Annotated in this window: 21 protein-coding genes; 10 read left to right on the forward strand and 11 right to left on the reverse strand. The window is 68.8% G+C overall.

Annotated features, from left to right (window positions below; genetic code table 11):
• The first annotated feature begins 202 nt into the window (after positions 1-202).
• On the forward strand, positions 203-1186 hold the full coding sequence (locus ACFV9C_RS40960) for a DUF6308 family protein (RefSeq protein ID WP_380202750.1): 984 nt from the start codon (positions 203-205) through the stop codon (positions 1184-1186).
• A gap of 361 nt (positions 1187-1547) precedes the next feature.
• Here ACFV9C_RS40960 and ACFV9C_RS40965 read toward each other — a convergent pair whose 3' ends face one another.
• The gene (locus ACFV9C_RS40965; protein ID WP_380202752.1) at positions 1548-2120 is read right to left on the reverse strand and encodes a hypothetical protein; all 573 of its coding nucleotides are present in this window, start codon (positions 2118-2120) and stop codon (positions 1548-1550) included.
• Positions 2121-2301: 181 nt separating this feature from the next.
• Here ACFV9C_RS40965 and ACFV9C_RS40970 point away from each other — a divergent pair, with 181 nt between their 5' ends.
• Positions 2302-2559: a hypothetical protein gene (locus ACFV9C_RS40970; RefSeq protein ID WP_380202754.1), complete on the forward strand. Its 258-nt coding sequence runs from the start codon at positions 2302-2304 to the stop codon at positions 2557-2559.
• Positions 2560-2608: 49 nt separating this feature from the next.
• Here the strand turns inward: ACFV9C_RS40970 and ACFV9C_RS40975 are convergent, their stop codons facing one another.
• Positions 2609-3034 (reverse strand): MarR family transcriptional regulator, encoded by a 426-nt coding sequence (locus ACFV9C_RS40975; RefSeq protein ID WP_380202756.1) that lies wholly within the window; start codon positions 3032-3034, stop codon positions 2609-2611.
• Between the two features lie 79 nt (positions 3035-3113).
• Between ACFV9C_RS40975 and ACFV9C_RS40980 the strand changes: the two genes are divergently transcribed.
• A complete protein-coding gene (locus ACFV9C_RS40980) occupies positions 3114-3929 on the forward strand; it encodes an alpha/beta fold hydrolase (RefSeq protein WP_380202758.1) in 816 nt (271 codons plus the stop codon).
• On the opposite strand, the gene ACFV9C_RS40985 is transcribed toward ACFV9C_RS40980, so the two are convergent.
• Positions 3930-4208 carry a YciI family protein gene (locus ACFV9C_RS40985; protein ID WP_380202760.1) on the reverse strand — a complete coding sequence of 93 codons (279 nt, stop codon included), beginning with the start codon at positions 4206-4208 and terminating at the stop codon, positions 3930-3932.
• 174 nt (positions 4209-4382) lie between these two features.
• Here ACFV9C_RS40985 and ACFV9C_RS40990 point away from each other — a divergent pair, with 174 nt between their 5' ends.
• The 5 genes from ACFV9C_RS40990 (at position 4383) to ACFV9C_RS41010 (ending at position 12211) form a co-directional block, all read left to right on the forward strand.
• A complete protein-coding gene (locus tag ACFV9C_RS40990; RefSeq protein WP_380202762.1) occupies positions 4383-5699 on the forward strand; it encodes a BTAD domain-containing putative transcriptional regulator in 1317 nt (438 codons plus the stop codon).
• A gap of 68 nt (positions 5700-5767) precedes the next feature.
• Complete coding sequence (locus tag ACFV9C_RS40995; RefSeq protein WP_380202765.1) at positions 5768-8068, forward strand: fibronectin type III domain-containing protein; 2301 nt, start codon at positions 5768-5770, stop codon at positions 8066-8068.
• A gap of 20 nt (positions 8069-8088) precedes the next feature.
• On the forward strand, positions 8089-9066 hold the full coding sequence (locus tag ACFV9C_RS41000; RefSeq protein ID WP_380202767.1) for an AAA family ATPase: 978 nt from the start codon (positions 8089-8091) through the stop codon (positions 9064-9066).
• Positions 9063-10175: a DUF58 domain-containing protein gene (locus tag ACFV9C_RS41005; protein ID WP_380202769.1), complete on the forward strand. Its 1113-nt coding sequence runs from the start codon at positions 9063-9065 to the stop codon at positions 10173-10175. The genes ACFV9C_RS41000 and ACFV9C_RS41005 overlap by 4 nt, the downstream gene beginning before the upstream one ends.
• Positions 10172-12211, forward strand: a complete 2040-nt coding sequence (locus tag ACFV9C_RS41010) for a transglutaminaseTgpA domain-containing protein (protein WP_380202771.1) — start codon at positions 10172-10174, stop codon at positions 12209-12211. The genes ACFV9C_RS41005 and ACFV9C_RS41010 overlap by 4 nt, the downstream gene beginning before the upstream one ends.
• Here the strand turns inward: ACFV9C_RS41010 and ACFV9C_RS41015 are convergent, their stop codons facing one another.
• Positions 12212-13663, reverse strand: a complete 1452-nt coding sequence (locus tag ACFV9C_RS41015; protein ID WP_380202773.1) for a serine/threonine-protein kinase — start codon at positions 13661-13663, stop codon at positions 12212-12214.
• A 119-nt stretch (positions 13664-13782) separates the two neighbouring features.
• On the opposite strand from ACFV9C_RS41015, the gene ACFV9C_RS41020 reads away from it, so the two are divergent.
• Both ACFV9C_RS41020 and ACFV9C_RS41025 read left to right on the forward strand, forming a co-directional pair.
• Positions 13783-14337, forward strand: coding sequence for a hypothetical protein (locus ACFV9C_RS41020; RefSeq protein ID WP_380202775.1), 555 nt, complete (start codon positions 13783-13785; stop codon positions 14335-14337).
• A complete protein-coding gene (locus tag ACFV9C_RS41025; protein WP_380202777.1) occupies positions 14334-14801 on the forward strand; it encodes a hypothetical protein in 468 nt (155 codons plus the stop codon). Before ACFV9C_RS41020 ends, ACFV9C_RS41025 begins: the two co-directional genes overlap by 4 nt.
• Here ACFV9C_RS41025 and ACFV9C_RS41030 read toward each other — a convergent pair.
• The 7 genes from ACFV9C_RS41030 to eccD form a co-directional block, all read right to left on the reverse strand.
• Complete coding sequence (locus tag ACFV9C_RS41030) at positions 14796-16436, reverse strand: right-handed parallel beta-helix repeat-containing protein (RefSeq protein WP_380202779.1); 1641 nt, start codon at positions 16434-16436, stop codon at positions 14796-14798. The genes ACFV9C_RS41025 and ACFV9C_RS41030 overlap by 6 nt on opposite strands.
• Positions 16433-17479, reverse strand: a complete 1047-nt coding sequence (locus ACFV9C_RS41035; protein ID WP_380202781.1) for a LuxR C-terminal-related transcriptional regulator — start codon at positions 17477-17479, stop codon at positions 16433-16435. Before ACFV9C_RS41035 ends, ACFV9C_RS41030 begins: the two co-directional genes overlap by 4 nt.
• 194 nt (positions 17480-17673) lie before the next feature.
• Positions 17674-18429: a type VII secretion protein EccE gene (locus ACFV9C_RS41040; protein ID WP_380202783.1), complete on the reverse strand. Its 756-nt coding sequence runs from the start codon at positions 18427-18429 to the stop codon at positions 17674-17676.
• 239 nt (positions 18430-18668) lie between these two features.
• Entirely contained in the window at positions 18669-19859 is a 1191-nt protein-coding gene (locus ACFV9C_RS41045) for a hypothetical protein (protein WP_380202785.1), read from the reverse strand.
• Between the two features lie 12 nt (positions 19860-19871).
• On the reverse strand, positions 19872-20186 hold the full coding sequence (locus tag ACFV9C_RS41050; RefSeq protein ID WP_344200594.1) for a hypothetical protein: 315 nt from the start codon (positions 20184-20186) through the stop codon (positions 19872-19874).
• Positions 20187-20203: 17 nt separating this feature from the next.
• Positions 20204-21619, reverse strand: coding sequence for a type VII secretion protein EccB (gene eccB, locus ACFV9C_RS41055; RefSeq protein WP_380202788.1), 1416 nt, complete (start codon positions 21617-21619; stop codon positions 20204-20206).
• A 3-nt stretch (positions 21620-21622) separates the two neighbouring features.
• Positions 21623-22915 (reverse strand): type VII secretion integral membrane protein EccD, encoded by a 1293-nt coding sequence (gene eccD / locus ACFV9C_RS41060; protein ID WP_380202790.1) that lies wholly within the window; start codon positions 22913-22915, stop codon positions 21623-21625.
• Positions 22916-22994 lie beyond the last annotated feature (79 nt).

Here is a 22994-nt window from a genome sequence, read left to right on the forward strand (position 1 = left end):
ACAACCCGCGACCGTTCACCTGGACCAAGACCGCCGACCAGATCTTCGAACGACTCAACGCATATATTCAAAGGATTCCTGGCGGGGGACACTAGGAGTTGGTGCAGTACTAGGGTGTGCCGGCAACCATGCCATCGGTCGGGGGTGTCATTGCCTCTGCGCGCAAAGTCTTCGGTGACGCTCCGGAGGATTGGAATGCAACGTGATCTGGAAGGACGACCTGATGACCCATGCCGACTCGGGGCCGAGCTGGCAGAGTACTTTCGAGGCAGTCGGGTTCAGACCGAGCGGCCAGTTCGGAGCGATGCGGGCTCGAGTCGAAGACATCGAGGCCACGGTGGTGCCGGACGGTCTCGGTCGGCTCAGCATGATGCTGACCCACGTCGGGGGGCGCTCGGCGATGCAGTACGAGGTCGCCGTTCCGCTCGATGTCACCGTGCAGCAGGTGGCGACACTACTGGTCAGCGCGCTCGAACGAGCGCACCCTGAGCCCCGCGGAAAGACCGCAACCATGAACGTTCCCGCCATCGATCCGAACTGCCTACGGGTGGGTGGTGTGGTTGTTGAGCGGGAGCAGGCGATCGAATGGGCTCGCGAGTACCTGACCGGAGCGTCGGCCTGGGCATATCCCGCGTACGACGCGTACGACGCTCGGTCCGACCCGAAGAGAATTGATGATGCTGATCTCCTGGCACCCGTGCTTCTGAACGTCGGCCGTCTGACTCTGGAGGCCTACTACGGCTTGCAGGAACGGAGGGCCCGACTGCAGGAGTGCCTTGCTGCAATCCCCGAGGACGCCGAGCTGACATCAGCCGGAGACGACGATCTGGAGCCGATCCGGCTCCTGTTCGGTGTGCTTGATGACCCCGGAATTCCAGGTGTGCAGGGAACGATCCTGGCCAAGATCCTGCACCGCAAACGGCCCGGTTTGATCCCGCTCTACGATGAACGTGTCCGCCGCTGTTACCAAGTAGGTCAGGGAGCACCGCTTCCCGTCAGACGAGGTCGGCCGTGGGGAGAGTTCTTCGTCGTCCTCGCAATGGCCATGCGTAAGGATCTAGTCGATCAGCTCGCCGTGTGGACCGAGATCGCGAATCTCGCCACCGGCCCGAGGATCAGCTTGTTACGCGCACTCGACATCGTCGCCTGGCGCGCCGGCGGCATCGATCCCTCTCTGCGTCGCTGACTTGTCGGCTTGGCGCCGCGGTGTCAGATCCGGCACGGCTGGCCGGCACTGATGCGGTCGATAGCACGGGTTTGCAGCCGTCAGCAGTGAGGTGAAGAATGCGTCGGAGGCACGTGAGACGCCAGCCAGGCCGCGTGACCGAGCTGTCGCTGCTCATGTAGCAGACCCGACTGTCAGCCCTTAGTCAGCACGATCAACAGAAAGTAACGACTAAGCTCAGTCACGGATGCCAAATTCGATGGTGCGAATCCGTAGGTCATGGGTGGATTTGGCAATTGATGGCAAACGGTGGGTGCATTTTTGTCGGACTCCGCGGGTTGTGGGTTCGAGTCCCACGGGGCCTACCAAAGGCGATGTTCTGTCAGCCGGAGAGGTGGAGTTGGCCTGAGCGGTGGCCGGTGGTGAGGAAGGCGAAGTTGCCGAGGGCTTGGGTGTGCTTGTCGCGTAGGCGCCAGCGGGTTCGGTTGCCCTTGGTGTCGGTGCTGCGGACTGGTAGGACGGCTAAGGAGGCGCCGGCCTCAGGGATTGTGAGGACGGTGAGGGGGACGCCGGTGTGGCTCGAAGCGCCGGTTGCGATGTGGACGGTTGTCGCGGATATGGGGTTCGTCTTCAGTGCCGCGGACTCGAAAGTCGCCCTGATTCCGCCCGCCGTGAGCTGTACTTCGTCTGACCGGAGCCAGTCGTAGGGGTTGAAGGTGACGTTCAGCGTCGCGATTTGCTCGGCATGACGGGCCCAATCGCGTGCGTACTGGCGGACGCCGTCCGAATCGAGGAATGCGGCCGCGCGGAAGGGTAGGTCGCAGGCGAACCGGATCGAGAGCGACCACTCGTCGTGGAGCAGGCCGGACGGCCCTCCGGTGCGAACGACCTTGGATGTCCACTCGACCCCTTCAATGGTGATTGGCTCGCGGGTCAGGGAGCCGAGCGGGGTCATGTCTCAGACTCTAAGGCAGTTAGCAGGTTTTCTGGGTTGGTGGGTGGCGGTTTTGTTGCGGTTTGGGGGCGGTGTGGTGGTGGGTTTGGGGTGGGTCGAATGGTTTGTGGGGTGGGTGGGGTGGGGTTAGCGTCGGTTGGTGTTGCGTAGGGCAACGAAAAGTGACGTGAGGAGCGTGTGGATGAGGGCGATCGGGCGAGTGATGGTGATGGGGGCGGCTGCGGCGGCTCTGGTGTTGGGTGGGGCGACGGCGGCTCATGCGCAGGTGGAGGCTGAGCACACCACTACCTGTGCGACCGAGGATGCGTGCATCAAGCTGATGAACATCACGCGGCACAACGGGTATCAGGTGTCCGATGTCTGGTACCGGGACCCGGATACGACCTGTGCGCCGGAGTGGAACTGTGCGTACGGGTGGCAGTTCCAGTGGTGGGACTGAGTTGAGGTGGCGGGTGGCATCCCGGCTCGGAGGTGGGATGCCGCCCGGTTCAGTCGGAGGTGAGTTGTTTCAAGGTCGACTCCAGGCCGGCCACGGCTCGGGTGCCTAGTTGGTGGGACCAACGAGCATGGATCCGGTCGAAGAGGGCGGCGCCGAGGGTCATCATCTCGTGGCCGCGGGGGGTTACCTGGAGGAGTTGCCGGCGGCCGTCGGTGGGGTCGGGGGTTGTGGTGGTGTAGCCCAGTTGGGTGAGGGCCGCGACGGTTTTGGCGGCGGCCTGTTTGGAGACGCCGAGGTGGCGGCCGAGGGCGGACGCGGTGGTGGCGCCGGCGTCGATGGCGGTGAGCGCGAACTCGTGGCCGGGGCGGACGCCGGGGTGGCCTTGTTCGGCCAGTCCGGCGACGACCTCGTCGACCATCGCGTCGAAGGTGCCCAATAGCAGTTGGGCGAGTTCGGTTCCTCGGGATCGCGCCATGACCGGAGCCTAGGTATTGACAACCAGGTTGTCCAGTTTGCAAGATAGTGGACAACTAGGTTGTCTATTGGAGGTTGCTATGGCCGAGCATCACCACGCGGCTGTCAACGGGACCGAGCTGCACTACGTTTCGGAGGGGGCGGAAGGTACGCCGGTTCTGCTGGTGCACGGGTTTCCCGAGAGCTGGTGGACGTTCCACAAGGTCATCCCGTTGCTGGCGCGGCGGCATCGCGTGTTCGCGGTGGATCTGCGCGGCTTCGGTGATTCCGCGGTCGCGGGACCGGAGCACGACAGTACGACGGCGGCCGCGGATCTGGCGGCGTTGATCGAGTACCTCGGGGTCGGGCCGGTGCATCTCGTCGGGCAGGACATCGGCGGTACGGCGACGTACCGGGTGGTCGCGACCCGGCCCGAGCTCGTCGCGAGCTACACCGCGATCGAGACGACGTTGCCCGGGTTCGGGTTCGAGTTGCTGGCGGGCATCTGGCATATCGGCGTCCTCGCGGCGCCGGGCATCCCGGAGCTGCTGCTCGCCGGGCGGGAGCGGCGGTTCGTCGCGGAGTACGCCGTACCGTCGCTGACGCCGAGGCCAGAGCTGTTCACGGACGCCGACCTCGACGAGTTCGCCCGCGGGTTCGCGCGGGCCGGTGGGTTCGCCGGCGCGGCGGGGTTGTACCGGTCGGCGCTGGCCGAGGCCGACGAGTTCCGCGCGCTGGGGAAGACGGCAGTACCGGTGCTGGCTGTCGGCGGCGGCTCGGGGGAGTTCACGGCGGACACGATGCGGCAGGTCGCGACCGACGTGACGGCGGTGACGATCGACGGCATCGGGCACTACGTCGCGATGGAAGCGCCCGAGCAACTCGCCACGGCCATGCTCGGCTTCGTGGGTGCGTAGTCAGCCGAGGTGTACGGAATTCCACTCCAGGATCCGGGGGGTGGCCAGGCCTTCGAGGACGAACGGGTCGTCGGTGACGAAGCGCTCGGCGTCCTCGCGGGTGCTGAAGATGCCCATCGAGCCGGCCGTCGGCTCGGGGGGCTGGAACGGGCCCAGTGCGATCAGTCCGCCGCCGTCGGCGTGGAACTTCTCGTAGTACGCCTTGTGTCGGGGGTACACCTCGAGGAGGCGTGCGCGGTCGACCCCTTCGCGGAGGCTGTACAGGACGACATACTCCATGGGGTCAGTGTGACCCACCCGTTCGGTTTGATGGGAGCCGTGCGGGTAATTACCTTCTGTAGCTGATTGCGGTCTGTGGGTGTGGAACCGGCGTGTGGATCACTGCGTCGGAGTGGTTCGTTGAGTCCAGCGCAGTGGAGGTGTGCGGCGGTGTTGTTCCGGGTGCTGGGGCCTGTGGAAATCGATGGCACCGATGCGGTCAGCTATATCCGGGCCGACAAGCCCCGGGCGCTGCTTGCCCTGCTGTTGGTGAAGGCGAACAGCTGGGTGGGCGTCGGGGAGATCGTCGATACGGTCTGGTCCGGTAGGACGCCGCCTGTCTCGGCTGAGCGCAACATCGGTACGTACATCTGGCAGCTGCGCAGGACGCTCCCGCCGCTCGGTGTTGACGGGCAGCGGATCGAGAGTCGCTCCAAGGCGTACCGGATCCGGGTGGAGGCCGGTGAGCTCGACTCCGATCGCATGCAGACGCTGCTGGTCGCAGGTGGGGACGCCTTGACGGCAGGGGATGCCCCAACGGCGTTGAAGCACCTGGAGGCGGCGCGGTCGCTCTGGCGGGGTACGCCGTACGAGGGGCTTGTCACCGACCAGCACCAGCCGGAGGTGACGCGGCTGGCTGAGCTGCACTGGTCTGTGCGGGAGCGGCTGGCGGATGCCTTGATCGGTACGACGCGGTTCGCGGACGCCGTGGCGTTGTGTAAGAGCCTCACGACCGAGGACCCGCTCAGGGAGACGAACTGGGCGCGGCTACTGGTCGCGTATCGGGACGCGGGACGCCGGGCTGATGCGCTGGCGACGTACCAGAAGGCCCGGGCCGCGTTGGTGGACGAGTTGGGGACTGAGCCGGGCCAGGAGCTCCGGAGACTGCAGCAGCAACTGCTCAACGACGTACCGGACCAGCCTAGAGAGCCCGCCGGGCCAGCCGCGTACGTGCGGAGCGTGCTGGAAGCTGCTGGTGCCCTGGACGGGGAACACGCGGTGGCTGCTCGCCACTGGTTCAGCACACGGCACGGGGAGGTCACCGGAGCCATCCGCCAGTTGCTGGCGGACAAGGACGTCGCCAACGCGTGGCTGCTGATCAGCGCGCTGCACCAGTACGTCGAGAACGGTGGTGAGGTCCCTAACTGGACCCCGCTGGTCGCTGTTGTCGCTGGTGCGGCCAGTTACAGCAAGGACTGGTACGGCGAGCTCATCTGCCGCAACATTCTCGGAAGCGCCCTGACCCATGCCGGACGGATCACGGCCGCGCGGGCCGAGTTCACGGCCGCACTGGGGATCGCCTCGGTGCACGACGACCGGGACGCCGAGGGGACCGTGCTGGTGAACCTGGCGATGGCCGAGGCGAGCGGTGGCGCCCGCCAGCAGGCTGCTGAGTACTTCCGTCGCGCGCTGCGTCTGCTGCCGGAAGGCCCGACCGCCGCGGACGCCCGCCAGGCATTGGCCGACTTGGGCGAGCCCGAGGACCCGGCCCGCTCCACCGTGGCCTCTTGAGGTCAGATTCAGACCTGATGTATCGCCGCTGTACCGCAGCTGGACAGAAGAAAGGCACGTTAGGCCTCATGACCCGCCTCGCCAGTGCGATCCGCCGCCCCGTGGCGTGGTGGACGATCGCGGCCCTGGTCCTCGGGACGTTCATCGGGTACTCGGCGCTTGGCCGCGGAGCCCCGGCCGTTGCGTTCCAGCAGGCCGGGCACTGGGTCTACAACGCCACCCTCGGCGCGGTCTTCCGGGTCGACGGCGGCGGCAAGAACGTCGACGCCGAGGTCCGCGGCGTACAGGCCGAGGCCGGCAGCCAGGTCGTCCAGGGCGCCACCAACGGGTACGTCGTCCGCTCCGACGGCGTGATCGTGTTCGGCAAGTCGAACCTGACCGTCAAGAACTCGGTCCGGATCGGCATCCCGGAGGAACCGATCGGTATCGAGGCCCAGAGCGGTCCGTACCTGGTCTACCGGCAGCACGGCCAGGTCGTTCGGCTCGGTGACCAGTTGCAGACGATCACCGTGGGCAGTGTGGTGTCCAGTGCGGTCGCTACGGCCGACGGTGCGCTGTGGCTGCGCGACTCGGACCACTTCTGCAAGCTGGCGCCTGCATCGACAACGTTGGCCTGTGAGCTGCCTGCACAAGGCAAAGACGCTGGTGCGCTGCTGAGTGTGTCCGGCAAGCCTGCGTTCGCCAACCTGAGTAAGCGCACCCTGACTCCGCTGAGCGGTGAAGAAGCCGGCCATGCGGTGCCCTTGGACGTTTCTGGTGCGCTACCGACCACCTCTGTCGTGGCGCAGTCGGACGTCAACGGGCGCATCCCGATCCTGGCCGGTCAGCGGCTACTGCTGGTCGACGCGGCCGGCGCCAAGCCGGCCGAGAGCATCAACCTGCCGCCGGGACGGTACGACGCTGTCGCCGCGGCCGGCGCCTCCGTCGCGGTAGTGGATACCGACAAGCGCGTCGTACGGACGTTCGCGGCGGACGGCAAGGCTCTGCACACGCACGACCTGGGCAAGAAGAAGGGCGACCGTAAGGGCGGGCCGCGCCTCACTGCCGGGCAGGACGGCCGGCTGTACATCGACGACGAGACCGGCCAGGTGGTGACCGTGGTCGACGGTGACGGCTCGGTCAGCGAGGTGGACGTGAACGGCGACGACAAGCCGGTGTCGCCGTCCGCCACCAAGCCGACGCCGACGCCGAACCCGACCACGCCGACCCCGAGCAGCACGCCGACGTCGACCCCGTCGACCCCGACGCACCGGCCGATCCTGCCGCGGGTCCAGGTGACGATCGGCAAGCCGCGCACGACCGAGACCGTGCTGCCGCCGCACCCGACCGAGCACAGGCCGAAGCGGACCGAACCCACCCGGCCGACGCCTCCGCCGCCCACCAAGCCGACGAAGCCGACCCCCAAGCCGACCAGGAAGCCCGTACCGCCGCCGGCCGCGCCTGGTGCGCCTGGCGCGGTGACCGCCAAGCCTGGCAGCGGCAAGGCGACGGTGACGTGGACGGCCGCACGGGCCAACGGTGCCGCGATCTCCGCCTACAAGGTGAGCTTCCGGGTCGCACCAGGCACGTACGTCGTCGGCCTGCCGGCATCGGGCACAGCCACCGTTTCAGGCAGCTCCCGGAGCCATAGCTTCAGCCAACTGCTCAACGGCGGTGGCTACATCTTCACTGTGCAGGCGATCAACAGCGTTGGGTCCGGGCCCGCGGTGGACTCCAAGGTGATCTCGATCAACGGCGCGGCAGATCCGCCAGGCCCGCCGACGAAGGTCGCCGCAGCCGCGAAGCCGGATGGCTCGGTGGCTGTCTCCTGGAGCACACCCAACGCTGCGGACTACACACTGAGCGGCTACACCGTGCTCGGCTCGGATGGCACGAAGCTCCAGGTGCCGACGTACCAGACCACAGCGACGTTCAACCCGCCCAAGGGCAAGGGGGTGAGCTACCAGGTGACAGCCACGAACAGTGCTGGTACGTCGGTGCGCTCCGCCGCCAGCCGCACCGTCTACCCGTACGGGCCAGCCGTTGCGCCAAGGGTGACTGCTAAACCCGGCAAGGGATCCCTCACAGTCAACTGGACCGTGCCTAACCTCAACGGCGGTCAGCTGGTGCACTACGTGGTCTCAGTGACCGGCCAGGCGGACAGGACGGTTACGACGACGAGCACGCGCTACACCGGTCTGGCTGCGGTCGGAGTGACGATCACAGTCGAGGCGATCACCCGTGAGCGCAACAACAGCAGCAGCCCAACCGCAACAGGTACTGCGGGCTCCACCATGGCGACGCCGACGGCCGGTGCTCCCGCACTGCCTCCGGCCAGTGCGCCGGCTGGTGCCGTACGACGTACCGCGCGCCGACGGAAGGACAGGTAGTGGGGATGCGGGACGGCAGCATGGAACCCCAGCAAGCGTACGAGCTGATCGCGGCCAACGTGCAGCGGGTGATCCGCGGCAAGCCGCAGGTCGTGCGGCTGGCGGTCGCGACGCTGTTCGCGGGCGGCCACCTGCTGATCGAGGACCTGCCCGGCCTGGGCAAGACCAGCCTGGCCAGGAGCCTCGCGCGCAGCATCGGCGGCCGCTGGAGCCGGATCCAGTTCACGCCCGACCTGCTGCCCGGTGACATCACCGGCGTGGTCGTGTACGACCAGGGCCAGGGCCGGTTCGTCTTCCACCCGGGCGGCGTTTTCGCGAACGTCGTACTCGCCGACGAGGTGAACCGTGGTACGCCGAAGACCCAGTCCGCGCTGCTCGAGGTGATGGCCGAGCGGCAGGTCACCGTGGACGCGGAGACGCACCGCGTGCCGGACCCGTTCATGGTCCTGGCCACGCAGAACCCGATCGAGATGGAGGGCACGTACCGGCTGCCCGAGGCGCAGCTGGACCGCTTCCTGCTGCGGATCGAGATCGGCTACCCGGACCACGACGCCGAGGTCGAGGTGGTCGCGCTGGACGGTGCCGGGCCGACGCCTGACGACCTCGAGCCGGTGATCGACCCCGAAACGCTGCGCGGTGTCGTGGCCGCGGTGAAGTCGGTGTACGTCGACGAGGCGGTGATGGCGTACGCCGTCCGGCTTGCTGCGGCCACCCGTCTGCACAGCGCGGTCCGGTACGGCGCCAGCCCGCGCGGCAGCATCGCACTGGTGCGGGCTGCCCGTGCCATCGCTGCCACGGACGGCCGGTCGTTCGTGACGCCGGACGACGTCAAGAACATCGCCCACCCGGTTCTTGCGCACCGTTTGGTGCTGACCGCGGACGCCACGCTGGCTCGGCGTACTGCGGAGAGCGTGGTGGACGACGTACTCGAAGACACCCCTGCACCCGGTAACCCCGTACGACGTGATCTCAAGCGGGCTCTTGGCGTCGTGTCATGACAACCCGGCTCACGCTGCGAGCCTGGGGAGTACTGGGCGGCGCTGTCGCCTTGCTGGTAGCGGGGCAGCTGCTCGGGTACCCAATGCTGCAGGTGCTGGCCGGAGCAGGGCTGGCTGCGGTGCTGGTGAGCGTGTTGACGGTCGTACGGCGCCCGAAGGTCACCGTGGAGCGTGTGCTGTACCCGGACCGGGTCGAGTGTGGTCAGCCCGCGCTGGCACGGCTCGTGGTGCGTAACGAGGCCACCCGGCGGCAGCCGGCGTTCGTAGCGGCTGATACGGCCGGCCAGCACCAGTCCGAGGTAGCAGTCGCGTCTTTGGCACCTAACGGCGCTGCCACGTACCACTACGAGCTGCCGACCTCCCGTAGAGGCCCTGTGGCGGTAGGGCCGTTGGTGTTGCGCCGTTCGGACCCTTTCGGCCTGGTGGCTTGCCGGGTGTCGATCGGTAGCGCGGCAACGCTTCTGGTCCATCCGAAGCGGTACGCCGCCCGTACGGCATCCGGCATCCGGCAGCGGCATCACTTCGAGGGCCCGGTGTCCCAGTTGCGCGGCTCGATCGACCTGCGCCGGCTGCGTGAGTACGTGCCGGGTGATGAGGTCAGACACGTGCACTGGAAGGCGTCCGCGCGTGCGGGGCGGCTGATGGTGCGTGAGTACGTCGACCCGGACCAGCCGCGACTCCAGGTGCTGCTGGACACGCGTACGTCGGTGTTGACCGCTGACCAGTTCGACACCGCTGTTTCCGTCGCGGCCTCGATCCTGGTGGTTGCTGCACAGTCCGGCCAGCGTCTACGCCTCACTACTCCGTGCGGTACCGACCACGACGTCCAGTCCGTCAGCGATCTGCTCGACGAGCTGGCGAGGATCGAGCAGTCGACGGCCACGGCGAACCTGCTGGAGTCATTGCCCGTCACGCGTGACGGGGGCGCGCTGATGGTGCTGACAGGCAACGCAGCCGACCTGTCGACCGTACGGACGAGCTACAGGCCTGTCGTGTACGTCGACGTGACGCACGCGGAGTCCGCGTTGCACACGGCCGCCGGCGTACACGTCATCCATGCGGACAATGCGCAGAACGCCGTCGACGCCTGGAACGTCGTACCGACATGAGCCGACGGCTGCCGATCCTCGGAGTACTCGCCGCTGCTGTTGTAGCGGGCCTGTTGTTCGCACCGCTCTTCGGTACGTCGGCTGTGCTCTGGCCGATGCTGGCGGTCGCGGTTGTCGCTTACCTGGTTGAAGAATCGATCCTGCACCGGCCGGCGCTCGCCCGGTGGCGCGTGCCGTTGACGCTGGTCGGTGGCGTTGTCGCGTTGCTCGCGGTCATTCCTGGCGCCGCTCTTCGCCCGGTGTCGTTGTGGGAGGCCGTGACGTCCGGCTGGCGCCGTACGCTCGAGTCGACGTGGCCAGCCAGTCCTGTGCCTGATCTCGTCGCGTTCGTGCCAGCACTGGTGCTTCTTGCCTGTCTAATCGGTGCACGCGTGCTGCAACGCTCGCGGTTGTTGGCTTTGCTGCCCGCGGTCGTGGTGGCTGGGCTGTCGCAGGCCTACGTCACCGTGACCGGTTTCGACGCAGTGGTTGCCGGGCTGGCGCTAATAGCCTGCTGTGTGCTCGTCCTGTTGCAGTGGCCGGGTGATCGCGGGTCCTGGGCCCGGCTGGTCGCAGCACTCGCGGCTATGGCCGTAGCCGCCAGCACGCTTGGTGTAGCTTTGCCGACCTCTAGCGCGGTGCATCTGCCGAAGCCGAGCCCTCCTGACTCTCCAACGGTGTTGAGCAACCCTCTGACCGAGATTGCCGAACGGCTGCACTCACCGGACACCGTGGTGTTCACAGCACGAGCCAACGGACCCGTGGACCGCTGGCCGGTCATTGCGCTCGACTCGTTCGACGGAGTGACCTGGACGGCCGCTCCGAAGTTCCAGCGCCTCGGCCGCGAGCTCCCGCTCGACTCTCACGTGACGGTCCCGGTACGGCGGCAGTCCGCGGACATAGCGCTGGCCGACTGGTCCCTGCCGTGGCTGCCGAGTCAGAGCCGCACGCTGTCCGTGGTGGACGACAAGCCGCTGCTGGTAGACCCAGCGTCGGGTGCGTTGCTGGCCGATCAGTCACGGCCGTCGCAGTACCGCGTCAACTGGGCCGAGCCGACGGTGGACGTCGACCAACTGGCGTCGGCCGGTGTCGACTCGGACCTGCGCAGCGGTGACGACCTGGGCGAGGTGCCAACGGGTATCGACGAACTGGCCCGCACCATTGCCGGAGACGTCCGACCGTCGTTCGAGCTCGCACTGGTCCTGGAGAAGTACCTGCGGACCAACTACAAGCTCGCGACCGGCGAGAACCTCCCGACCGGCCACGGGTACGCCCAGCTCAACTACTTCCTCCTGCACAGCAAGCGCGGAACGTCGGAGCAGTTCGCGGCCGCGTACGTCGTCATGGCCCGCCTGCTCGGGTTACCCGCGCGCCTGGTGGTCGGGTTCAAGCAGCCGGACACGCCGAGCCCCGACGGTACGTACGTCATCCACAACCGCGACGTACTCGCCTGGCCGGAGGTTGCGGTCACCGGTGTCGGCTGGGTGCCGCTCGACCCGACGGGTACGGCGACGTCCACGACGGGCAAGGGCGGCCTGGCCGGTGCGGCGGAGACCGTACGCAAGAACCTGCCGTCCACCAAGGAGATCGAGCGCGAGCACCAGTCCGAGCCGAACCTGCCTGCCCCGAAGACGCCGTCCACGCACCACTTCCCGGGCTGGGCCGGGTTGCTGATCGCAGGAGGCGTCCTGCTCGTCGTACTGCTGCTCTGGCTCGTCGGAGTCCCGCTGGCGAAGGCCGTACGTCGTCAACGCCGCCGGCGGCACGGGACGCTCGGGGCGTGGGCCGAGGCCCGTGACCTGTTGCGGGACCACGGCCTACGGGTGACGCCGGCCGCGACCGCACGGGACCTGGCGCGTGATTCGGACGGGGCCGTGTCGCAGGCGATGACCTTGCTGGCCGGGTGTCTGGACCGGGCGCTGTGGTCCGGGCAGGATTCCGACCCGGACCGGGAGTTCGCGTGGTCCGCCGTACGGAAGGCCCGTCGCGGGCTGGCCGAGGGACGGTTGTCGCAGCGGATCCGGACGACACTCAGTGCGCGCAGCCTGATCGGCTGATCAGTGTCCTTCGCACTGGGCGTCGCGGATCGGCCGGGACTGGGACTGCCCCGGGTTGAGGCCGTCCGTGGCCTGGATCGCGAAGCAGTACTGCACACCCGGCACCACGTTGACGCGGTACCTCGTCGCCTTGTAGACGAGCGTCGTTTTGGCCTTCTGGCCGGCCTCGGCGACGACGACCGCGTAGTTGACGTCCGACGGTCCGCTCCAGCTGAGGTCGACGTACGTGCTGTGGTCCGCGGGCGGGTTCAGCGTGATGACGAATGCCCGTGTGGACGATTGCGTCGGTGTGGGTGCGCTGATCGGTGGCTGGTCGGTCTGGTCCTTGCGGTTGGCCAGGGCGAAGCCCGTGATGAGCGCTGCGGCGAGCACTACGCCCCCGGCTATCAGTAGGCGGTTGCGTCGCGGCTTTACGGGTGCAGGCGGATCCGGTGGTGCTGTGGGCTCTGGCTGAACCGGAGCAGGCGCTGGAGTAGCTAACGGTTGTCGCGGCGGTTGGGGTTGGGGCTGCGGCGTCCGGGGAGGTGTCGGGTTGGTTGCCGGAGGCCACGACGGAAGGTCCTTGCGCTTCAGGACCGTTGGACGCGGGAGGATGGCCGCAGCCACAGGCTTTTGCGCTGGAGCAGTCGTCGGAGCGACCGACCGCGCGGCAGGCATCGGCGTTGCGGACGCCGCGAGCACACCCAGTGCGGCCGCGACCTCAGCCGCGGACCCAGGACGCTTGGCCGGCTCCTTCTCCAGCAGCCGCGCGATCAGCCCGGCGAACGAGTCCGGCAGTACGTCGAGGCGCGCGGGCGGGTCGTTCAGCACCCGCAGGATGTGTTCGCCGGCTGTCTCGCCCATCCGGGCTGCGAGCGGTGGCTTGCCGCTGCATGCGGCGTACAGCACAGCACCGAGCGCGTACAGGTCGGACGAGGCCGTCAGGGTGCCGTCGCGCAGGGTCTCCGGTGCGATGTACAGCTGGCTCGGTGAGTTCAGGGCGGCGTGGCCGGTGTGCTGGCCGAGCCCTAGTGTCAGCGCGGACAGCTGAGGCCGCCCGTCCTGCTGCAGCACCACGGCGCCCGGTGCGAGGCCACCGTGAACCAGCCCGGCGGCGTGGATCGCGGCCAGTCCTTCGGCGAGCTGCTGGCCCAGTACGGCGAGGTCTGCCGGAGAGCGAAGCTGATCGCGCAGTTGGTCAGCCAGCGTGCCTGTGTCGGCAGTGGTGATCAGGTACGGGTAGCCGTCGGTCATGCCCGGCTCCAGCACCCGTGCCACGTGCGGGTGCTCAACGCCCTGCAGGGCCTTCGCCTGCTTGGCAAAGGTGGCTGCAGTACTCGCGTCGACGCGCACCGGGTACACCAGGGCGCTGACCGTGGTCCCTTGCCGTAGGCATCGGTACACCTGCGGGATACCGGACCGGACCAGCACCACGTCCGTGCAGCCTGGAACGGCCGGTCCTGTGTCTGTCACGCTGTCCATCTTCTCTTGTGAACAGGTCGTTCGCCGCGACACCGGCGGCTGCGGCCACACTCTGGCCACATGCTGCAAGCCGTCCGCGCCCGTCCGCCTTGGCTGTCACCGTGAGTCCCATGACCACGTTGATGTTCCCGATCGGCCACTGCCTCGGGACGTACTACGCCAGCACCACGGACAGTCATGTCCAGCAGGTGCGGCTCGGTGGTGAGATCGTGGGGCTGACCGACGAGGAGTTCGCGGTCTGGTCGCTGGCCCACGGTATGGCCGACGACCGCAGCCGCTGGGACCGCGGGCGGATCCTCGAGCTGCTGGCCGGCAGCGGGATCCCGGACAACGTCGACCAATTGCTGGCCAAGAACCTGCTGGCCGAGGTCGACCTGGACAGCCCGGCGGACTTCGCGGCACGCCACCGGCTGCTCCCGCTGCACCTGGGCCTCGGGAACGCTCCAGAGGTCACGGCGGTGTTCAGATCGGGTACGACGGAGGTCCCGCTCACCGGCATGACCCGCACGCTCTACGACCTGTGGCTGTCGGGTCACCTGTCTCCCAATCTCTTGGTGGCGTGCAAGGCCCACGACGCGGAGCTGACCGCCGTACTGACCTCACTACACGCGCTGCTCGCACCCAGCGCCGCGTGTCTCGACCTGGCGACAGAGGAGCAGCCGTGATCTTCCCTGTCGGCCATGGCGCCGGGCCGCGGTCCGTTGGCGAGTACGTCGTCCGCGTTGGTGGCACGGCGGAGGTCCTGAGCGAGCCTGAGTTCGCCGTTTGGGTACGCGCGCATCAGTCGGACTACACCGACCAGCAGCACGTGGACGAGCTGCTGCGGCGGGGGCTCCTGGTCCAGGTTGACGACGTCAACGTCTTCGCACAGCAGTACAGGTTGTTGCCGTTGTACATCGGGCTTGGCAACCGTCCGGACGACCCGCAGCAGTTCGCGATCGGCCTACCCGGCTTGGAGCCGCTGGCCGTCGTTCCGGCGACGACGTACGAGCTGTGGCAGTGGGGCTGGGTAGCGCCGTCGCTGTGGGCGCACTGTGAGGTGCTGGGCACCACACAGCTCGAAGCGGTGCTCGACGGGGTCGCCGAGTTGCTGGCGGACTTCGTCGCGGTTCTCGACCCGGTGTCATGAGACGGCCGCGGTCACGTCGTCCAGGCGGAGCGTACGCAGTTCGCTGACGGCCGGCATGCCGCCCAGGCGTCGCAGCCGCTGCGACTGCGCCTTGCGGACCCGGTCGAACAGCCGCCGGGCGTCGCGGGCGTTGCCGAAGTTGGCGGCCTGCGAAGCGACGGCGAAGTGCCGGTGCAGCAGCGGCTCGGCGCCGTCGTCCAGGTCGTACTCCTGCGCCGCGACCATCCGCTGCACGATCAGCGTGAGCTCGTCGGGGGAGTAGTTCTCGAAGTCGACGGTCTTCGAGAACCGGGACGCGAGGCCCGGGTTGGCGTCCATGAACCGCAGCATCTCGTCGCTGTACCCGGCCACGATCACCGCCGCCTCGTCGCGGTGGTCCTCCATCAGCTTCACCAGGGTGTCGATCGCCTCCTGGCCGAAGCTGTCGTTCTCGGCGCCCGCCCTGGACAGCGTGTACGCCTCGTCGACGAACAGCACGCCCCCGGTCGCGCCCTCGAACACCATGGTGGTCTTCTCGGCAGTGTGACCGAGGTACTGGCCCACCAGATCCCGCCGTGCCACCTCGTTGAACTGGCCCTTCGGCAGTACGCCGAGTGCGGCGAGCAGCTTGCCGTAGATCCGGGCCACGGTGGTCTTGCCGGTCCCAGGAGCGCCCGCGAACACCAGGTGGTGGCTCAGACTGCCTGTCGGCAGCCCTGCCCGCCGTCGCCACTCGTTGACCTGGATCTCGTCGATCAGGCTCCGTACTTCGTCCTTGACACTCGCCAGGCCGACCATTGCGTCCAGTTCCGCGAGCAAGGACTCGACGTCTGCACCAGCAGGCTCGTCCGTGGTCACCCTTGACTGCTCAGCACCTGTTACTGCGACCAGTTCGGGCTCGGCCAGCTCCAATGCGGGCTCTGCCGTGTTCTCCCAGCGGCAGGACACCACCTCACCGCGGCACCGCCTCCCGTACGCGACAGCCGGCCCGGCTACGTCACGGACCACCGTGTGCCGCAGTACCGCTGTGGAGTCGTAGGCGATCAGGATGCCCGCTTCCGACGTACCGGAGACCTCGCACGTGTCGATGGTCGGGCGGCCGTACTGGTACGCGTAGACGCCGCGGCGGCCGCAGTCGGTGAGCTGGCAGTCGTGCAGTACGACGGTTGCGCCGAGCCGGACGATGACGCCGTCGGCGGACACCCCGGTCACCGTGGTGTGCTCGACCCTCGCCGTACAGTCCTCAAGCACGAGCCCGTGCTCGCCGCCGCTCACCTGGCAGTGCGAGACCGCCACCTCGGCCGGGCCGGTGACCTGGACGACCGGCCCGAAGCCGGCGGACAGGACGCACCGTTCGGCGCGTAGGGTCCCGCCGTCCAGCTGGATCGCCGGTGCGTCGCCCGCGCGGATCGTCACGTTCCGGAGCGTCAGCCGGCCGCCGGACGTTCGCAGTACGGGCGCGTGCGCGGTCGTGGCGTCAATGACCACGTCGTCGTCCCCAGTCAGGGTCACGGAACGGTCGGCCAGGTCGATGGTCTCCCGGTAGACGCCGGGCGCGATCGAGACGACCGCGTCGTCGGGTGCGTCCAGTACGGCGGCCCCGATGCTCGGGTACGCCCCGGGACGGTCCGGCGACACCAGCAGGGTGCGGCTCATCGCGTCCCCAACCAGCCGCGCTCGGACGCCTTCAGCCCGGCCTGGAACCTGCTTTGCGCTCCGAGGCGGGCCATCATCTCGGACACCATCCGGCGTACGGTCCGGACGGAGACACCGAGCTGTGCGGCGGCCGAGGCATCGGTCCCGCCGTCGCTGAGCAGCGACAGCACCTCACGCTCGCGGACGGTGAGCCCAGACGTGTCGCCCAGGCCGGTCGGCTGGCGGAGCGGGGTGGCCGCGTGCCAGACCCGTTCGAACAGCTCGGTCACCGCGCCGACAGCAGCCGCCAGCCGGAGGATACTGACCGCGCCACGACCAGTGCGGTCGGCCGGGAGCGCTACGGTCGCTGTGTCGACGATCATCGCGCAAAGCGGGACCGTGGGCGCTGTACGGACCTGGGCGCCGTTCCTGGTCAGTTGCTGCAGCCGGCGCGCCAGCATGGGGTCTGTGCGGGCGGCGTCCGGTACGAGGATGCGGTAGCGCACCGGTGGCGCCAGTACGCCCGTACCAAGCTCACGGAGGCCTGCGATCGGGTCGGCGAGCGCGGCCGTGGCCGGCGTACTCACCAGCACCTCACCGGCGGCCGCCTTGAGCAGGCCTTCGATGGTGCGTTGGGCGGCGGCCGGGCTGCCTGCCCAGTCCAGGGCGCCGTTGCTGTCGCCGAGCGGCGCCGGGTGCCGGCGGGCGAACTCGCCGGCGATCTCGGCGGCGGCCACCCGGCTGCGTTCCAGGTCCCGGCTGACCCGGGCGAGGTCGGCCTCGCGTTCGGCCAGCAGGGCGGTCAGGCTGAGCCGCGGGTTGAGCGGCCGGACCGTGCGGCTGGAGCCGTCACCCGAGCTGTCCCGGGCCAGCAGGCCGAGAGCGGTCAGGTGCCGGATGACCTCGTGGGTGGATTCCTCGTCGAGGCCGAGCCGCTCGCCGAGTTCGGCGGCGGTCCAGGACGGCCGCTCGAGCACCGTCAGGTAGGTGCGCTCGGCGGTCGCGTCGACGCCCAGATGGGCGAGCCGCAGTCCGCCGGCGCGGACCTGCGGTGTGTTGGGCACGGCTCGCGGGTAGCGGACCGCACGGGGGTACGAAGCGCCTTCGACGGGCTCTGACTGGGACACGGGACACCTCGCTGGGATTCGGTGAGTCGGACGGACTCGATGGCGAACACCAGAACTGTCCCGGGGCGTCGTCCAGCGGGAATCTTGCGGCAGTCCACGCCTGATACAGCGGCTGTCCAGCGGCCGCTGTATCAGGGCAGAGCAGCCAGAAAAGCAGCCTTGTGCCGACCGGTCTGAGCTATTGCATCCGGCGCCATCAGGGCCTCGGCCGGAGCCAGTACCAGCGCGTGGTCGAGGTCGCTGGACGTGCTGACAGCGACCGCACCCGGCTGCTGCAGGGCGAGCCCAGCGGGTACGGCGTACATCCGGAAACGGGCCGGGCCGACGGCCAGCGCGTCCCACTCCTCGGTGAGCTGTTCTGGCGTCAGCGCGGCCAGGATCTCGCTCAGCTCGTCAGGGGAGAGTGGTACAGCCCGGAAGTTGCGGCGGCGCAACCGTCGGGTCAGCCGGCGAACCGTGTTGGTCAGCAGGAGCTCCAGCTCGGAGTTCTGTGGACGGTCAGCGGACCGCAGCGCGGTCAGAGCGATCCAGGCCCGCCCGGGCCGCCGCAGGAGCTTCAGCCGTACGCCGGTGGTCTCGTCCAGCAGCTCCGCCGGGGTCAGTTCCGGGGGTACGTCGGTCTCCAGCAGCACCGTGAGCCCGTCCGACCGGACGATGGTGCCTGCTCCGTCCTCGAGCTCGCCCCGTGCTCCGTCCAGCCCGTGGAACCGAGTACCACGCACCAGATACGCAACGGCGAGGTACAGCCACTGGTAGGACCACAGCCCGCGCCGCCAGCTCGCCGTGAGTCCAACGACGACCAGCCCGACCAGTGCGGCGACAACCGCAGCCACCCAGCCCCGGCCGATCGCAGCAGCGACCACAGCGACCGCCAGCTGCCAGCTCACCACCTGACCCACCCGCACGCGCGGTGTCCGCCGTACCTCGGCCGGAGGCGCAGCGACAGGGGCAGGTGCCGGCGCAGCAACCACAGGCGCTACCGGTGCTGGAGGAGCCGGCCGCACGGCGGGCCGCGGCACCACCCGCGCCGGTACAGCCCGCGGCGGCGCGACCGTACTCGTGACCGCGGCAGCGACCGCGGGCACAGAGGCGGCCGCCACCTGCGGGACTGAGGTCGGAGTGGTCGTCACGTGAACAACTCGTCATCGAGAACCGGGCCGGCAGTACGGCGGCGTACCGGCGGCAGGGTGAATTGTTCCTGCGCCGTACGACCCTGGAGTTCGGACTGGACTCCCGTACGGCGCAGTGTCTCCTTGCGGTTGCGCGGGCGGCTCTCGTTCGACCCGCTGCCACCGCCACCGCCTGACATCGGCGGGGCGATCGTAGGCATCGCCTTGGCAGCAGCTGCTGCCGCAGCACGCGCCGTACCGCCGGCCAGTCCCGGCTCCGTCCCGGCCGCGATCCGCGCACCAGCCGAGCCCAGGGCGCCCGGCTTAACGCTGGCCGCCGAGCTGGTCAGCGCCCCGAGCGACCCAGCCAATGCCGCCGCAGGCATCCCGCCGGGCAGGCCGCTCCCGGCCGACGTGATCGCGGACACCGGTTCCGGCAGCGTGATCGGCGGCGGTGTCGTCGCCCCACCCGCCAGCGTTGGCAGGTCGGAGTGAATGAGCGTCCCGGGCAGCTTCTTGAAGTCAGGCAGCTTCGTCGTAGACCCCGGCGTACTCCCGAGACCGCTCGACTGCATCAGCCCGGTGACCGTGGTCAGCAGACCGACGCCCTTGTCCATCGTGTTGAACAGCTTCTCCGTCGCGTCCAGCACCTCGGACATCGGTACGGCGGGAACCGGCGACGCGGGCGACGGCGCCGCATCGGCCCCCGGTCCCTGCCAGCCCTGAGCCGGCGGCGGTACCGCGGTCGGGGCCTGCATGACCATGCCGACCGCCTCCATCATCCCGGCGCCGACCTGCTGCAGCCCGACCGCGACCTGCGCGGCGAACGGCCCGATGATCGGTACGGCGCTCAGCGAGACTGCGGTGTCGTACCCGCTCTGCAGCGCCGGCATCACCGCCTGCGCGGCGTTCAGCGCGGTCCCGCCGAGCCGGAGCGCCGCGGACATCGCGCCGGTGTAGGCCGCCCACTCCCCGAGCGAGGCGAGGCTGCCGATCACCTGCCCGTTGAACGCGACCTGCGACACCGACCCGATGCTGAGCGGCCAGGTGGTGATGGCCGCGTTCGCGGCGCCGAGGTCGCCGTGGGTGGCGAGCAGTTGCTGACAGGCCGAGCCCCACATGTCGGCACCCGCGTGCCAGGGCTCGGCGCGCTGCCCGTAGAGCATCGCCGCCATCGCGTTGAGTTCCATCCCGAAGTACGCACCCATCGCGGTCCCCAATCAGTCCGGAAGCTCGTCGGCCAGCGCCCGGTGCACGGTCGCGTTGGCCTGGTCGGCGGTCTCGAAGCGACTGGCGATCGACAGCGCCGAGTCGATCAGTGACGCGATGCCGTTGGTCGCCTGCAGCGTGACGGTGCCGGTGTGTTCGACGCAGAACCGGACGTGGGCCTCAACGGTCGCGCTCTCCGGCATCGGACCGGCCAGCGGCGGCGTGGCCTGGACCGTGCCGGAGACCGGAGTGACCGTGGCCAGCGGTGCCAGCGCCGCGAACTGGCGCAGCTCGTCAGGCACGACGGTCAGTGTGCCGATGTCCATACTTCCTCCTAGATTCATCAGGGACCGATCGGGTACGTCGCAGCGGACGGGTCGAGCGCATGGCCCGCGGGCATCCGGCTGATCAGTTCGGCGGGCAGCCGTACCACCGGTGGTTGCGTGTAGCCGAGGACGCCGAGTACGTCGCGGCTGGCCAGCTGGTACCGCCGTCCGAGATCGCTCACGAACGACAGCGCCCCTGATCCGGCCGGTTGTGCAGGTGAAGCCATCGACTCGACAACGGCGCCGTGGCCGGGCGGTACGACGACCACGTCGGCCAGCGGTAGCCCGTTAGGGTCACGTCCTGCTGTCGCGCCGGCGTCACCTGCTGACGGCAGTGACCCGGCCAGCGTGAACCGCGGCCGGAACTGCCCGTCGGAGAAGACCGCGCACACCGACACCCCGGACGAGTCTGGCCGCGCGAACGTCGGCCTGGTCGCCGGCAGCGCCGAGTCGGACGTCGTAGTACCCACACCGCCGGACACCTGCGCCACGACAGCCGGGTCCAGCGGCACGGCCTCCGGCACAGCACCTGGGTACGCCGCACGCGTTGCCGGAGCAGTGCGCTGTACGTCGTACTGCAGCGAGGTGATCGCCATCAGCCGGTCCCGCTGCAGCAGGTAATACTGTCCCTGCCCGGTCGACGTCTGTACGACATACAGCGTCCCCACGCGTCCTGGTCGTAGAAGAGCGGACGGTGTGCCCGCGCCGGGTACGGAGATGGGGCCGAGCGGTGGACCGGACGGGATGAGGTCCAGCCAGACGGACGGGACCTGCATCCACACCTCGTCGTTCAGGGCGAGGGCCGCCGCGACGGTCGCCTGCTGCTGGACCAGGTGCCGGTAGCCGTGCCAGATCAGGTACCGACGGCCACCCGGACCGACTACGAGCAGGGAGTCCGCTGTTGTACCGCCCTGCTCGGTTCCGACGAGAAGAACGGACTGAACGATCGGGCTGCCGGAGGAATCGGTTCCAGGCTTGGCGCACATCGACCAGCCGCTGCCGAGCAGCCGTCCCTTGTCAGGCAGCGAGTCCGGCGCATCGGCGATCCCTACCCGCTGGCCGCGCGGTACGCCGAGCAAGGACTTCGCCGACACCATCAAGGGAGTGCTGTACTTGTTGGCCAGCAGCAAGGCGGACACGTAGTTCGCGGCCGGGTACAGGACCCCGTCGCGGTACACGTACCGAGTGCCGGTCTCCTTCTCCACGATCACGTGGTCGCCGGACTTCCACGACGTCTTCCCACCGGGCGAGAGCTGCCCGTAGACGCCGGTGCCGACCAGCACCAGTACGGCGAGCCCGATCCCGACGAGCATGGCCACGATGCCGCGGCGGAACGGCGGGTACTCCGGGTCCGTCTCGCGCAGCAGCAACGCATGGGTCATCCGCTGCTTGACGAACTGGTGTGACTGCAGCTGATCCCGCTTGGACGCCATCGGTCACCCACCCAGCCCACGGACGTACGCGTACAGCCCGAGCACCCACAGCACGACCGGAACCACCAGCAGCACCAGTACGACCTCGGCCAGCTCGGCGTACCGCGCCAGGTACGCCCCTGGCCGGTGCCGCGCGTACCAGAGCCCGAGGAACGCAGCCACGCCAGCGAACACCAGCAGCAGGTACGGCGACTGCACCAGCAAGCAGCCGAGCCCTACCAGTCCAGCGAGAACCAAACTCAAGCGATGCGCCACCACAGGCAGCAGCCGCGACCGCAAGAGACAGATGCCGACAACCAGCACCACCAGCACCCGGCCGGGTGTGGACGTGGACCGTGCGAGCACATACAGGCAGCACGCGAGTCCAACGGCCAGCCCGGCCAGGATGCCCGTGTAGAGCGCAGCAGACCGCAGTACGGCGGCGTGCACCAAACGGCGAGGTGGTTGCGGCGCGTCCGCCAGCAGGTCCGCAGTACTGGTAGGAAGAACGGGCTTGGGCAGCCGGCCGATCCGCATGGCCAGCGGAGCGGCTACCGGAATCAGCGCGACCGCCACTGCTGCCACTACCGCTGCTGACCGCGTAGCGTCACCTAGCCAGCCGGCAACGAGCGCGAGCACACCTGCACTCACAGCAGCTACGAAGACCGCGGTATGGCGAGCGATCCCGACATAGCCGAGCAGCCCGAACAGTACTAGTGCGGCTCCACCCGCGGTCAGCTGTGGTGCGCCCATAGGCACCTGGATGAACAGCGCAGCACCGGTCACCGCGAACACCAACGAGACCGCACCTGTCGTGGCAGCGGCGGCACCGTCGCCGACAGCGCGTGAGAGCAGGACCGCGATCGCCATCAGCACAGCCGCGGACGCAAGAGCGAAGTACGCGCTGTGCATGAGGACCAGACACGTCAGCAATGCGGCAGCAGAAGCGAGCAACCCGCACCAACGGCTCGCCCCTGGTGTCCACGCGCGTCCGCCGGACCGGGCGTCGGTGGCGATCGCGTCCACGAGGTCGTCGTACTCCAGCTCCGGCCAGTGCTGGTGGGCCGGGGCGAGGTGCAGGATCTCCCCGTCCCGGACGCCCTGGGCGGACAGGTCCAGGTGCGTTTCCAGGGCCTCGCCGTCGGGACGGCGCAGTACCCAACCGCCTTGCAGTGCGCCGAAATCGGCGAGGTCGTCGCCGGCGTGCCGGAGGAGCCCGGGCAGCACCTCGGCCACCGTCGACCGCTCCGGCAGTGCCAGGTCGATGCGGCGTTCGGGTGCGTCGATGGTGACCTTGACCAGTCCGCGAATGCTCACGTCCGTCACCGTGACACGCACACCACCGCCCTTTCCGGTGCTTGCAGCTTGTGGACAGTCCGCTAGTGGCCGCGGTCCC

This window comes from Kribbella sp. NPDC059898 (genome assembly GCF_042730855.1).
Classification (GTDB): Bacteria; Actinomycetota; Actinomycetes; order Propionibacteriales; family Kribbellaceae; genus Kribbella.